9 protein-coding genes are annotated in these 14,341 nt (G+C 59.8%); 5 read left to right on the top strand and 4 right to left on the bottom strand.

What is annotated here, in order from left to right:
* The first annotated feature begins 11 nt into the window (after positions 1 to 11).
* Together D109_RS0125335 and D109_RS0125340 are read left to right on the top strand one after the other, a co-directional pair.
* On the top strand, positions 12 to 482 hold the full coding sequence (locus D109_RS0125335) for a RidA family protein (RefSeq protein WP_017479348.1): 471 nt from the start codon (positions 12 to 14) through the stop codon (positions 480 to 482).
* Positions 479 to 1,675, top strand: coding sequence for an aminotransferase class V-fold PLP-dependent enzyme (locus D109_RS0125340; RefSeq protein WP_017479349.1), 1,197 nt, complete (start codon positions 479 to 481; stop codon positions 1,673 to 1,675). Before D109_RS0125335 ends, D109_RS0125340 begins: the two co-directional genes overlap by 4 nt.
* On the opposite strand, the gene D109_RS0125345 is transcribed toward D109_RS0125340, so the two are convergent.
* Positions 1,672 to 2,013 (bottom strand): hypothetical protein, encoded by a 342-nt coding sequence (locus D109_RS0125345; RefSeq protein WP_017479350.1) that lies wholly within the window; start codon positions 2,011 to 2,013, stop codon positions 1,672 to 1,674. The genes D109_RS0125340 and D109_RS0125345 overlap by 4 nt on opposite strands.
* A 216-nt stretch (positions 2,014 to 2,229) precedes the next feature.
* Between D109_RS0125345 and rapA the strand changes: the two genes are divergently transcribed.
* Complete coding sequence (gene rapA, locus D109_RS0125350) at positions 2,230 to 5,076, top strand: RNA polymerase-associated protein RapA (RefSeq protein WP_017479351.1); 2,847 nt, start codon at positions 2,230 to 2,232, stop codon at positions 5,074 to 5,076.
* Between the two features lie 53 nt (positions 5,077 to 5,129).
* On the opposite strand, the gene D109_RS0125355 is transcribed toward rapA, so the two are convergent.
* Together D109_RS0125355 and D109_RS0125360 are read right to left on the bottom strand one after the other, a co-directional pair.
* Positions 5,130 to 6,293 (bottom strand): IS4 family transposase, encoded by a 1,164-nt coding sequence (locus D109_RS0125355; protein WP_017479352.1) that lies wholly within the window; start codon positions 6,291 to 6,293, stop codon positions 5,130 to 5,132.
* A 232-nt stretch (positions 6,294 to 6,525) separates the two neighbouring features.
* Positions 6,526 to 7,872 carry an MFS transporter gene (locus D109_RS0125360; RefSeq protein WP_017479353.1) on the bottom strand — a complete coding sequence of 449 codons (1,347 nt, stop codon included), beginning with the start codon at positions 7,870 to 7,872 and terminating at the stop codon, positions 6,526 to 6,528.
* 281 nt (positions 7,873 to 8,153) lie between these two features.
* Here D109_RS0125360 and D109_RS0125365 point away from each other — a divergent pair, with 281 nt between their 5' ends.
* Together D109_RS0125365 and D109_RS0125370 are read left to right on the top strand one after the other, a co-directional pair.
* Positions 8,154 to 10,415, top strand: coding sequence for a bifunctional diguanylate cyclase/phosphodiesterase (locus D109_RS0125365; RefSeq protein WP_017479354.1), 2,262 nt, complete (start codon positions 8,154 to 8,156; stop codon positions 10,413 to 10,415).
* 206 nt (positions 10,416 to 10,621) lie between these two features.
* The gene (locus tag D109_RS0125370) at positions 10,622 to 12,799 is read left to right on the top strand and encodes a hypothetical protein (protein ID WP_026078211.1); all 2,178 of its coding nucleotides are present in this window, start codon (positions 10,622 to 10,624) and stop codon (positions 12,797 to 12,799) included.
* Between the two features lie 1,003 nt (positions 12,800 to 13,802).
* On the opposite strand, the gene D109_RS0125375 is transcribed toward D109_RS0125370, so the two are convergent.
* On the bottom strand, positions 13,803 to 14,105 hold the full coding sequence (locus D109_RS0125375; protein WP_017479356.1) for a DUF2288 domain-containing protein: 303 nt from the start codon (positions 14,103 to 14,105) through the stop codon (positions 13,803 to 13,805).
* Positions 14,106 to 14,341: the final 236 nt, after the last annotated feature.

A 14,341-nucleotide genomic window follows, 5' to 3' on the forward strand; every position in this document is an offset into this window, starting at 1 on the left:
GAGGATTCAACATGAGCCACTCCATCTCGCAACGCGTACAAGCCCTCGGCCTGAGCCTGCCAACACCCAGCCAGCCGATCGCCAACTACGTCAATTACGTGATCAGCCAGAACCAACTGTTTATCTCCGGCCAAATCCCGCTGCTGGACGGCAAACCCACCTACATCGGTCGTCTCGGCGAATCCATCAGCGAAGACGAAGGCGCCAAGGCCGCCGAACTCGCTGCGCTGGGCCTGCTGGCACAATTGAGCGATGCCTTGGGCGATGACCTGTCGCGGCTGGTGCGCATCATTCGGTTGGGCGTGTTTATCGCCAGCAGCGGTGATTTTCAGCGCCAGGGCGCAGTGGCCAATGGCGCCTCGAACCTGCTGGTCAACGCCCTTGGCGACAAAGGCCGCCATGTCCGTACTGCCGTGGGCGTCGCCAGTTTGCCAGGCGGCGTGGCAGTGGAGGTTGATGCCATTTTCGAGCTGCAGCCGTGACCGCGCTGTCCCTGACCGAGGTCCGGGAGCTGCGGGACGAAACGCCGGGCTGCCAGTCCGGCATCGTCCACTTCAACCACGCCGGGGCCTCCTTGCCGAGCCAGGGGACGCTCGACGCAATCATTGACCAGTTGCAACGCGAAGCCCGTGACGGCCCGATGGAAGCCGGCGAGCACGGGTCGCTGCTGGCGGAGAAAGCCCGTCGCGCGGCGGCGCAATTGCTCAACGCCCCCGCGTCATCGATTGCCTTTGCCAGCAGCGGCTCGACCGCCTGGAGCCTGGCGTTTCAGGCGCTGGGCCCATGGCAGCCGGGCGACCGCATTTTGGTGGGCCGCCACGAATGGGGCGGCAACCTGGCGAGCATGCAGACGGCCGTGCAAGCGGGTGCGCACGTAGAGGTGATCCCTTGCGATGAAGCCGGCGCGGTGTCCGTCGCCGGCCTGGAAGCCATGCTCGACGACCGGGTGCGGTTGATCGACCTAACCTGGCTCCCCGCCAACAGCGGCTTGATCAACCCTGCCGAGGCCATCGGCGCGTTGGCCAAGCGTCGTGGCATCGCCTACTTCATCGACGCCGGACAAGCCATCGGCCAGGTGCCGGTGGATGTGCAAGCGCTGCACTGCGATGTACTCAAGGGCGCCGGGCGCAAGCATCTGCGCGGCCCGCGCGGGACCGCATTGCTGTACGTGCGGCCGGATTTTCTCGAGCGCTTGAACCCGGCCCAACGCGATGTGTTTTCTGCGCCCTGGAGCCCTGCGGGTTTCGACTTGCGCAACGACGCCCGGCGTTTTGAAACCAGCGAAGTGTCATTCGCGTTGCTGGCAGGCCTGGGCAATGCGCTGCTGGAGGTCAATCGACTGGGCGTTGAGCGGATTCGCCGGACGGTTCGGCTTCTAAGTGACACGATCCGCGAAGAACTACGCGGGATCGAGGGGATTACCCTGCATGATTTAGGCATTGCCGGAAACCAGTCAGGCCTGATCGCCTTCAACCTGGCCGGCTGGGACGCCTTTGAGCTCAAGCGGCGCCTGGGGCTCAAGCGGATCAACATCGGTGCCAACGGCGTGCCCTACACACCGCTGGACATGCAGGCCCGGGGGCTGGACAGCGTGGCGCGAATCTCCGTGAGCTACCTCAACACCGCGCACGATATCGAGCAACTGGTAGCCGCCCTGCACGAACTGCGGGATTAAACCTCGACGTCCACCCACAGGCCTTGGCGTGGTGCATCTTCAATCAGCGGCACCACCGGCACGGTGTTGTCGGCGTTGAGTTCGTCGCCGGGAATGGCCAGGTGCTGCTCCGAATCCTCATCGGCTTCGCGGCGGCGTTTTTGCTGCTCCTGTTGGCGTCGCTGCTCCTCGCGCAGCAACAGGGCTGCTTCCTCGGGGTCGCGCTTTTGCAGGTCGATGGTGCTTTCGTTGGAGCCTGGTTGAACCGGCACCACAGGCGGGATATCCGGTTTCTGGCGCACCGGATCAAGCTGCGACGTGACCGGCACAACACTCAAGGGCAGCATGGGTGGCAGCATATTAATAGTCTCCTGTTCAGCAGACTGTCGGCTGCGTGGGTGACGACTTGAGCGTCAAGCCGCCAACTTGTGAACCAATCGTCATCTATCCGACGAACATACAGCCCTTTTTCTTGCCGCTTGTAGCTTAAAGCTAGAAGCTGCACCTATTCCTTTTGGTCTGGAAGCCGTGTTCCGTTAGAATAGTCGGCTTTTTCACGGCGGGAGTCAGGCAGCATGGCGCAGCAGTATCAACCGGGGCAACGCTGGATTAGTGACAGCGAAGCAGAGCTGGGGTTAGGCACCGTTCTGGCACAGGACGGCCGCTTGTTAACCGTGCTCTATCCGGCCACTGGCGACACCCGCCAGTATGCGCTACGGAATGCGCCCCTCACTCGCGTGAGGTTTTCGCCGGGTGACACCATCACCCATTTCGAAGGCTGGAAAATGACCGTGCAAGAGGTCGACGACGTCGACGGCCTGCTGGTCTACCACGGCCTCAATGGGCAGAACGAGCAGGTCACCCTGCCGGAAACCCAACTCTCGAACTTCATCCAGTTCCGTCTGGCCAGCGACCGTCTGTTCGCCGGCCAGATCGACCCGCTGCCCTGGTTCTCCCTGCGCTATCACACCCTGGAACACACCAGCCGCCAGTTGCAGTCCTCGCTCTGGGGCCTGGGCGGCGTGCGTGCGCAACCGATCGCGCACCAACTGCACATCGCCCGTGAAGTCGCCGACCGTATCGCACCGCGGGTTCTGCTGGCGGACGAAGTGGGCCTGGGCAAGACCATCGAAGCCGGCCTGGTGATCCATCGCCAGTTGCTGTCGGGTCGCGCCAACCGCGTACTGATCCTGGTGCCGGAAAACCTCCAGCACCAGTGGCTGGTGGAAATGCGCCGCCGCTTCAACCTGCAGGTGGCGCTGTTCGACGAAGAGCGCTTTATCGAAAGCGATGCCACCAACCCGTTCGAAGACACCCAGCTCGCGCTGGTGGCCCTGGAATGGCTGGTGGACGACGAGAAGGCCCAGGACGCGTTGTTCGCCGCCGGCTGGGACCTGCTGGTGGTCGACGAAGCTCACCACCTGGTCTGGCACGAAGAAAAAGCCAGCCCCGAATACTCGCTGGTGGAGCAACTGGCCGAAGTGATTCCCGGCGTACTGCTGCTCACGGCAACCCCTGAGCAGTTGGGCCAGGACAGCCACTTCGCGCGCCTGCGCCTGCTGGACCCGAACCGGTTCCACGACCTGCACGCCTTCCGCGCCGAGAGCGAAAACTATCGCCCGGTGGCCGAAGCCGTTCAGGAGCTGCTGGACAAGGGCCGCCTCTCGCCCGCCGCCCACAAGACCATCCAGGGTTTCCTCGGCGACGAAGGCGAAGCGCTGCTGACCGCCGTCAACGATGGCGATGCCGAAGCCAGCGCCCGTTTGGTACGCGAACTGTTGGACCGCCACGGCACAGGCCGCGTGTTGTTCCGCAACACCCGCGCCGCCGTACAGGGCTTCCCGGAGCGCAAGCTGCACGCCTACCCGCTGCCGTGCCCGGACGAATACCTCGAACTGCCCCTGGGCGAACACGCCGAGCTGTACCCGGAAGTCAGCTTCCAGTCCCAGCCGGATGCGGATGAAGAACAACGCTGGTGGCGTTTCGACCCGCGCGTCGAGTGGCTGATCGACCAGCTGAAAATGCTCAAGCGCACCAAAGTCCTGGTGATCTGCGCCCACGCCGAAACCGCCATGGACCTGGAAGACGCCCTGCGCGTGCGTTCCGGCATCCCGGCCACGGTGTTCCACGAGGGCATGAACATCCTCGAGCGCGACCGCGCCGCTGCGTACTTTGCGGATGAAGAGTTCGGCGCCCAAGTGCTGATCTGCTCGGAAATCGGCAGTGAAGGCCGCAACTTCCAGTTCTCCCACCACTTGGTGCTGTTCGACCTGCCATCCCACCCGGACCTGCTGGAACAGCGGATTGGCCGTCTGGACCGGATCGGCCAGAAGCATGTGATCGAACTGCATGTGCCGTACCTGGAAACCAGCCCGCAAGAGCGGCTATTCCAGTGGTACCACGAAGCGCTGAACGCGTTCCTCAACACCTGCCCGACCGGCAACGCCTTGCAGCACCAGTTCGGCCCGCGCCTGCTGCCGCTGCTGGAAAACGCCGACGACGGCGAGTGGCAAGCGCTGATCGACGAAGCCCGTGCCGAGCGCGAGCGCCTCGAAGCCGAACTGCACACCGGCCGCGACCGTTTGCTGGAGCTCAACTCCGGTGGTGCCGGTGAAGGTGATGCGCTGGTGGAAGCCATCCTCGAGCAAGACGACCAGTTCACCCTGCCGATCTACATGGAAACCCTGTTCGACGCCTTCGGCATCGACAGCGAAGACCATTCGGAAAACGCGCTGATCCTCAAGCCCAGCGAAAAAATGCTCGACGCCAGCTTCCCCCTGGGCGACGACGAAGGCGTGACCATCACCTACGATCGCAACCAGGCGCTGTCCCGCGAAGACATGCAGTTCATCACCTGGGAACACCCGATGGTGCAGGGCGGCATGGACCTGGTGCTGTCCGGTTCCATGGGCAACACCGCCGTGGCGCTGATCAAGAACAAGGCGCTCAAGCCGGGCACCGTGTTGCTGGAACTGCTCTACGTCAGCGAAGTGGTTGCCCCGCGTTCGCTGCAATTGGGCCGTTACCTGCCGCCGGCTGCGCTGCGTTGCCTGCTGGATGCCAACGGCAATGACCTGTCGGGCCGCGTGTCATTCCTGACCTTGAACGACCAGCTCGAAAGCGTGCCCCGGGCCAGCGCCAACAAGTTCGTCCAGGCCCAGCGCGACCAGCTGACGCCACGGATCAACGCCGGCGAAGAGAAGATCGCCCCGCGTCACGCCGAGCGTGTGGCCGAGGCTCAACGTCGCCTGGCGGCGGACACCGACGAAGAACTGGCACGCCTGACCGCGTTGCAAGCGGTCAACCCGACCGTGCGTGACAGCGAACTGGTTGCCCTGCGCCAACAGCGCGAGCAAGGCCTGGCCATGCTCGACAAGGCTGCGCTGCGACTGGAAGCGATTCGGGTGTTGGTCGCGGGCTGACTTCGCCGCCCTACCCTGCCAAACAAAAAGGCCCGCGTAATGCGTAATGCTGTTCACTTAAGCGGAGCAGCCTTACGGTCTACTGGAAATCGGGTTTTTGAGATCTTCACCGTCCTTGGCCTCGAAGGCCTTGGACGGTGATCCAGAAACAATCCTCCGATACCTGCCCTTAACTCTGCCAATCGTCTCCCTGTCGCTGAAATCGGGTTGGCCGCAGCCATCACAATCAATTGCACCGCGATGTACTGACAAGCCGGTTTGAAACGGATGTCCGAGGGCGCTCGGCCAAACGCCACCGCTGCCTGACTGGCTTCCCGACGAATTATGTTGTAAGCCAGCAAAAGTCCCCACACCTCCTGATAAATCAGCTCGACTTTTTTGCTGCGCAAGGTCATGGCGTTCTGTTGCATCGAACTCTTGATGTCCCTGAAGCCCAGCTCGATCTCCCAGCGTTCCTGATAAAGCTTGGCAACGGCCTTGGTGTTGTAGGTCTCGGCCGGCAATTTTGCCGGGATCAACCAATGACGGTGGGTGCCCGAACGGCTCAAACTCGACAGTAGCTCGGCGCCCCAGAACCCTTTGTCGAACAGCGTCACTGAGTGGTCGGGAATCTGCTGCAAAAACTCGTCGGCCAAGCGCATTTCACTGCGTCGGTAAGGGCTCAATTGAGCATCCAGGATCACATGCGAACGCACATTCATCAGCGCCACCAGGCGCAGCATGGCAAACGGTGTCTGGCGCTCACTCGGGGTGTTTCCCGATCCAAAGTGATCTCGCAGCTCGGGCGTATCCGGAGTGCGTAAAAGTGCACCGTCCACCGCGAATACCTGCAGGTCGTGCCAGGCATCATCGTCGTAGCGCTGCGCCCCCCATTGAGTACCGGTCTTGCGAAACAGCCACTCAACAGGATCGGCACCGAGCCGCTTTCGCGCCTCGGTCACACCGCTGCGGGCCAACAAGTGGTCAGAAGCCAGGCCTTGGGCGCAGATGTTCAAACGTCTGGCCACTTCGTGAACCGGCTCATCTCGAAATAGCGCCATCCCCAGTACCAACCAAAGCACTTGATCAGCGGGCAGGCGACGCCGGCGAATGGTGGCCTGACTGGAAAGATCCAGCGCAGACGCTACCCACTCAATGGGAATATTTTGGGTAAAGGTGCTCAGGTCGCAGAAGTTGAAAAGGTCGCCGAGGTCAAGCAGGTCCTGTTGAACAGACATAAAAATCCGATGCCAGAGGTCTGGTATCGGATTTTCTAGGAAGCCCGGCGTGGGCTCAAATGCTTAAGTGAACAGCATTACGCGTAATGCGGGCCTTTTTTATTCACTTGAGACATCGTTGTTATTGATGGCCTCTTCGCGAGCAAGCCCGCTCCCACATTAGACCGCATTCTCAAGATGGAACTCGGTCAACTGTGGGAGCGGGCTTGCTCGCGAAGGCGTCACCTCGGTCTCAGGCAGTAACCGCCGCAGCCGGCACCTCCACCACCCCCAGCCCATCCTTCATCCGCTTGGCATCGCGCACAAAACTGCGGGACGCCTGGAACAGAAACAGCATGGTCAGAAACAGCGCCACCGGAATCAGGTACATGGCATCGTGCAAGCCTATGGCTTTATAAGCCTCGGTCATCTGCTCCGCCCCCGCCGCATACATCGCCGAATGGGCAAAATGATCCGACAACCCGCCCACCACAATCGGTCCCATGCCACCGCCCAGCAAATACAAGCCGGCGAAGAACAACGCCATCGCCGTGGCCCGCAGGCGCGGCTCGACCACGTCCTGGATCGCCGTGTACACGCAGGTGTAGAAGTTATAGGCAAACAGCCAGCCGACACTGAACAACGCCACAAACACACCAATCTCGATCCGCCCGGCGTGCAACGCCCAAGCAGTGGTGACGGTAGAAATGATCAAGCTGCACGCCGCGAACAACAACCGACCATTCGCGATGCGTTGATGGATCTTGTCGGCAATCCAGCCGCCCAGGGTCAGGCCCACCAGGCCGGTAATACCGACGATAACACCGGTGGCGACTGCCGCATCCTGTAAAGGCAGCAGGAAATAGCGCTGCAGCATCGGCACCAGGAACGAGTTGCAGGCATAGGTGGCGAAGTTGAAGCACAAGCCTGCCAGCACCAGCCATAGAAACGTCGGCACCGCCAGCACCCGGCGAATCGGCCGGTCGACTTTCTCCTGGGAGACTTGCACGGTTTCTGCGGCGCCGCGCTTGGGCTCCTTGATATAGAACATGAACACCGCAAGGATCAGCCCCGGCACCGCCGCAATAAAGAACGGCGCGCGCCAGCTGTCGAACGCCTTGACCATTGCACCGATGGTAAAGAACGCCAGCAACAGCCCCAAAGGCAGGCCCAGCATGAAGATCCCCATGGCCCGCGCCCGGCGATGGGCCGGAAACAAGTCACCAATCAACGAGTTCGCCGCCGGTGCATAACTGGCCTCGCCGATGCCGATGCCCATGCGCACCAGCAAAAACGTCCAGAAGCTGCCCACCAGGCCATTGACCGCTGTCAGGCCGCTCCACGCCGCCAGGCCCCAGCCCATGAGCTTACTGCGCGAGCCAGTATCGGCCATCCGCCCAAGGGGCAAGCCGGCAATCGCATAAACAATGGTGAACGCAGTGCCGATGATGCCGAGCTGGAAGTCGCTGAGGTGCCACTCCATGCGGATCGGTTCGATGATGATCGCGGGGATGGTGCGGTCGAAAAAGTTGAACAGGTTGGCCAGGAACAACAGGAACAGAATGCGCCAGGCATTCGCCGCTTGGGTCGAGTTCTGCATGGGTCCGTCTCTTTTATTGTTATGTGAGCCGCGATGCCAGACGCATCCTGAGCCCGGAACCTGCAATCTAGTCAGCCCCGTGGGGATTGTCTGTAATGATTCGTAAGCCTGATGTCACGCCATCGGGCGACCCGGGCGGTCATCCCTAATCATTTAGTTCTAGTTATTTATAAACTCATCGCCAAATGATTAGAAGCAATCTGCCATCAGCCCTTGTAACCCGCTCACGCTCTCTATACTGAAAGACGCAGTCAGACTAAAACTCTGTGACGGGACATGCTATGGAATGGCTTGGTTTGCATTTTTTTACCGACCTTCCGGACAGCGGGCATTTATTACTCAATTGCAGTCATAACCCCTTTCTGGTGCTTCTGGCTTACGTGGTGGCCTGTGCAGCGGGCTTCGGCACCCTGGACATGGCCGAGCGGGTCGGCCATGTCGACAACCCCAAGGCTCAACGGCACTGGCGCTGGGTAGGTGCGGGCTGCCTGGCAGGCGGAATCTGGTCGACCCACTTCATCAGCATGCTGGCCTTCCAGGCACCTATCGCGATTCACTACGAATTGATCATGACGTTCGCCTCGCTGCTGATCGCCCTGATCGCGTCGCTGTTCGCCATGCAAACCCTCAGTCATCCCAGGCTGCGCCTGCACCAATATGTGCTGGCATCGGTGTGGATGGGGCTGGGTATCGCGTTGATGCACTACGTGGGCATGTCGGCCATGCGCTCCGAGGCGGGCGTGTATTTCGAGACCAGGCTGTTCCTGGCATCGGTGTTGATCGCCATCGGCGCCAGCCTGGCGGCGTTGCTGCTGTCGTTGTACTTGCGCAACGGCACCGGCATGTTTCATCAATTACTTAAGTACGCCGCCAGCCTGGTGCTCGGCGCCGGCATTATCAGCATGCACTTCACCGGCATGGCGGCCATGCAACTGCTGGTGCCCGCGGACCTTGTTCCGTCGGCGCTGCCCGTGGACAACAACCCCATCCAACTGGGCCTGCTGGTAGCGGTCATCGCCTTGCTGGTGATCGGCAGCAGCATCAGCGCTGCGCTGGCAGACAAGAAGCTGCAACACAAGGAAACCGACCTGCGCCGGGTCAATGCACTGCTCACCGAACTCGACCAGGCCCGCGCCTCGCTGCAACAGGTGGCGCACTACGACGCCTTGACCAGCCTGCTCAACCGCCGTGGCTTCAACCAGATCTTCGCCGAGAAGCTCGCAGAAAAAACCGCCACCGACGGCATGCTGGCGGTGATCTTCCTGGATATCGACCACTTCAAGCGCATCAACGACAGCCTCGGCCATGACGCCGGCGACGAATTGCTCACGGTGCTGGCCGGCCATATCAAAAGTTCGGTCCGCAGCCATGACGACGTGGTCGCGCGGTTTGGCGGCGACGAGTTCTGCATCCTGATCAGCATTCACCATCGCGATGAAGCGCGGCACATGGCCCAACGCATCATGCAGAAAATGAAAGACCCCATCGAGTTGGCCGGCCGGCGCATGGTGATGACCACCAGCATCGGCATCAGCCTGTTCCCCGAAGACGGCAAAACCAGCGAAGAGCTACTCAAAACTGCCGACCTGGCGTTGTATCAATCCAAGGATACTGGGCGTAACAACCTGAACTTCTTCAGCTCCAACCTGAAAACCCGGGCTTTCCTGGAACTGCAACTGGAGGAAGAACTGCGCGCCGCGCTGCGTGGCAAAAACGAGCTGGTGCTGTTTTACCAACCGATTCTTGACCTAAAAAAAGGCCGGATCACACGCCTCGAAGCCCTGGTGCGTTGGCAACATCCTCAACACGGCCTGCTGACCCCGGACCGGTTTATTGGCATTGCTGAAAACAACGGACTGATTGCCGAACTGGATCACTGGGTTCTGCGCCAGGCCTGTCACGACCTGAGCTTGTTGTCGGAGCAGGGTCATACGGAATTGATCATGGCGGTCAATTGTTCGGCCTTGAACCTGACCCGTGACGAACTGGCCGATGAAATCGAAAACGCCCTGCGCTTCGGCGGGATCGCCGCCAATCGCCTGGAACTGGAAGTGACCGAAAACGCCCTGATGGGCAATATCAGCAGCACCCTGGCACTGCTGCGGCAAATCCGCGCCTTGGGCGTGTCGCTGTCCATCGACGACTTCGGCACCGGCTATTCGTCCCTCGCCTACCTCAAGCGCCTGCCGCTGAATACCTTGAAAATCGACCGCTCGTTTATTCAGGATATTCCCAAATCCGCCACCGACATCGATATCGTCCAGGCCATTATCGGCATGGCCCACACCCTGCATCTGCAAGTCGTGACCGAAGGCGTGGAGACCCTGCAACAATTGGAAGTGGTACAAAAACACGGCTGTGATTTCGTTCAGGGTTACTTGCTCAGCGCCGCGGTACCGATGAGTGACATCAGCGCAGTGATCAAAGGCCTCGATCAGCACAACATGTTTAGCCTGCTGGGACTTACAGGCAGTGAACCCGCGCCCAAAGATCCGCCTTCGGGCCGTACGGGTCCCGCCTCCATCGTCAGGCCAATTCGCTGACGCCGAAAATTTGGCAAATCGCCATCACTTCACTAAAGAATCCCGACGAACGGCCGATTCATCAGAGTCCGGCCAGGATTTCCCCTTAAAACCCTAGGGTTAAACCCTCCCGCCCAGGACCAGGACGCACTGTAAAGTCGCGATCTCTCATTCCGTGATGGCTACCTGATACCTCTTCAGCCATCCGTCCAGGCACATGGCGCACAATGACTTCTAAAAATAACTCTGCCACTGCGGTATCCGACGTGTTGCTGACAGCCCCTGCGGAAAAACCCTCAGGCTCAAAGTCATTGAGCAGCGCGCGCCCACTGGCCACCCAGCAGTACCTGTACTTCACCGAGACCAACACCGACCGCATCCTCGACAACCTCGACGGCCTGCGCGACATGGTGTTCCCGCGCTCACCGCACCTGGAAGTCGACGGCGAACTGCGCAACGAGCAGGAATTCCCCTCGGTGTGCCTGATCGGCCTGGGCCGCTGCGGTTCGAACATTGCCCTGGATGTGGCGGAGCTGGTGTACAACGCCCGCAAGTTCTACCTCAACGAATTCAGCAACGAGGATAAAACCACTGACAAGGGTTACCGCCCGGCCCAGTGGATTCGCAACAACCTGCGCCTGGGGTCGAACAAAGGCACCAAGCCGGTGTTCCTGGTCGAGCCACTGGTGATGCTGGGCGACCTGGACAAGGACATCGCCGGGCGCATCCGTTTCTCGCGCAAGGGGGAGAAAAGCGGTTTCCTGCGGGACTACAGCAAGATGAAAATCATGGACCTCTCGGAAGTCCATGCCGGTGGCGCCGGTAACGCGCCGATCCTCGGCCAGTACCTGGCCAAGATCATCCTCAACAAAGACACCCAGCGTTTTTCCAGCCCCGACTGGAAGATGATCCACTCGTACCTGATCGACTCCTGCGGCATCAAGGCCAACCAGTCACGCCTGTACTTCTCGATCTTCAGCGCCGGCGGCGGTACAGGCTCGGGCATGGCCTCGGAATTTGGCCTGGCCCAGCAGCACTCGTACATGAACAAGACGTTCGACACCAAGCCCGCCGACGAGCATGACAGCAAGAGCGGTCACGCCTTCGTGTTCGAGCCGATCTTCACCAGCGGCATTTGCGTGCTGCCGAACATCTCCGATCACCGCAGTGAAATGTCCGAAGCGCTGCACATCAACGCCGGGCGGCTGCTGTGCAAATACCTGTCGGAAGAATGGGATTTCTCGTACAACTTCGACAATGAAGACAGCAGCGAGGCCAGCGTGAAAGGCCGCATCCGTCCGTGGAACGCGATGATGCTGATCTCCAACGACATCATGCGGTATGCCGAAGAAAGCGATGACGGCAATATCCAGAACATTGATGTCAATGCCATGGAGAAGCACGCCAACCAGTACATCTCACAACAGATCTTCAACATTCTGACGGCCCAGGCGGTTACCACCGACTACGACCAGAACTACTTCCGTCGCGCCGGGATCGACATTGGCGAGACCATCCGCCTGGACGCCAACGACCTGTTTATGAGCCTGGCCGGCCCGGTGGCGATTGCCTATGCCGAATCGGTGGTGCCGGAAACGCCCGCGCCTTCGAGTGACAAGTTCAAGGTGTTCGACAAAGAGCCACAGCGGCTGAATATCGATGACCTGTTTTTCCGCTCCATTGATCTGCCGCACTTCAACAAGGTGACCCAGGCGATCGAGGGCATCAGCCTGTTGCCGATTGAGTCCAAGCGCTATAAGGCCTCCTTGGAGCAGTACAAGAATTCCGGGTATGACGCGGCGGCGCTGCATGACCTGCACTTCTTCAAGAACTGCTCGTCGGTGGTGTCGATTGTGTCGTTGCCCAAGGATTACAAGCTGTCCTATATGGACCTGAATCGGCTCAAGACGCACCTCAACAGTCTGTTTCCCAACACGACGCTCAAGCGGTATGCGCTGGTGATCGGGGCGTCGGCCAACTTGTCACTCACCACCTTGATCGCTAAAAGCCCATGCCTGTCGGATGACTTTTTGACGTTGATCGTGGCGTTTATCAAGCGCTGCTTTGCGAGGAATCCGTATCGGTTTGATGACACGCTGGATAACTCGATTCTGGATTTCATCATCCATGAGGATTTTGATGAAGACCGGATTGATGAGCTGCTCAATGAGTTTGAGAACCCGGCGAAGATCCTGGATACCAACTGGTATGCCATCAAGCCGATGTACGAGAAGAAGTATCGTGAGTTGATCAATGACAAGGACAAGTTTGTGTCGATCAACGATATCCGGCTGTCGCGGGATTGTGTGAAGAAGGCGATCAAGTACCTGCGTGAGATTTATCGTCACCGGATTGGGAAGACCAAGGTTATTTCGCTGAATAACCATACGGGGAAGACGGCGTAGGCTTGATTCTTAGGTGGGGTGTATATCCGTTATTTAGGTAACGGCCGCTATTGGTTCCGCCCTTACGGCGGCTCACTTTTGAAAAGCGCAAAAGTAAGCAAAACGCTCATGCCCCACCACTCGGCTCCTCGCCTAGGCTCGGAGTGCCCTCACTCCGGCTTTGGACCGTGGGCCGCCGCGATGGGCCATCCTTGGCCCAGCGCGGGTAACCCGGCGTCCTGCCGGGTTACCCACGCTCCAAAGCCTGCGTTCGGCCAGCGTGGTTTAACGGGGCGCCTAAGATCAAGATCAAAAGCAAGAGCACAGCGGCCTCCCGGCCGGCTTGAGTGTTGAAGAGCAAAATCAAAAGCTAAAGCGGGCACGGTCCAAATGTGGGAGCGGGCTTGCTCGCGAAGGTCGTTAACGATGACGTGGGCATCCTGATTGAACGCGGCGCTCTCAGGTTTTCGCGAGCAAGCCCGCTCCCACATAAAAGCAGATCTGTTTTCACTCTGGTCTTTGCTTTTAACACTCAAGCCGGCCGGTAGGCCGCTGTGCTCTGCTTTTGATTTTGATCTGCGGGCCCCGTTAACCACGATGGCCGCAAGTAGGCACGGTGGAGCGGGTAAATCGGCAAGGATGCCGATTTACCCGCGCCGGGCCATGGATGGCCCGTCGCGGCGGCCCGCGGAATCGTGCCGGAGTGCGGGCATGCCGAGCCTAAGCGAGGCACCGAGTGGTGGGGCAAAGACCTTTTGGTTACTTTTGGGGCGTTTGCCAAAAGTGACCCGCTGTAAGAGCGGAACCCTAAGCGCCGTTACCGCAGCAACGGATATGTACACAAAACTCACACAAAGAAACAATTCCCCCAGCATTCCGCCGCTACCAAAACTGTTCCCATGACGCGCACGTAACCCCCGCCTGTGACCTTTCTCTACGGCAACATGCCATCACGGCGAATGCAGTTACCCGCCTACACACTTAAACTCAGAAAAATCACGCACCATTTTCGCGCAGTCATTTCCTACGCCGCCCTTTCCTGGATCAGAATCCACGGCGAAACCACCACCGCCCACAAACTCGGGTCCCGCTCAACCAGGTCCAACGCCCGCGTCGCAGACACCTCGCCAAGACTCCCCGCAGCCAGCCAGGCAGCGACTTTCTCACGGTTGTCCTCAGCCATGCCCTCGGCGGCCTCGATCAAATCCAGCCCGGCATCGACCCACAATAGGGCACCCTTGGCAAAGAACGGCTCAAGCTCCTTCCAGGAAATTTCCGCGGTTTCACCAAGCAGCTTGGCATAGAGGGTGCTAGGTTCTTGCGTCATGGGAGTTCACCTGAAGAAAAAATCGGCGCAATCATACCGTCGAGCTCCAGGCAGAAAAACCCAGTTGCAAATGAGGCACCGAACGAAAGTGTCAGGAAAGCCAAGGATTGCCCGAAACTCTGGCATCACCCCCGCCGCAATTCTGTCTTTTTCTTTCATTTAAGCGACATACCCGGGTTTTGCCCCCAGCAGCCAGCTTTTCAAGCGATCAACCGGCGCTCTACACTGTACCGGTA

Origin of the sequence: Pseudomonas sp. PAMC 26793 (assembly GCF_000313235.1) — a bacterium.
In the GTDB taxonomy this organism is placed as follows: Bacteria; Pseudomonadota; Gammaproteobacteria; order Pseudomonadales; family Pseudomonadaceae; genus Aquipseudomonas; species Aquipseudomonas yamanorum.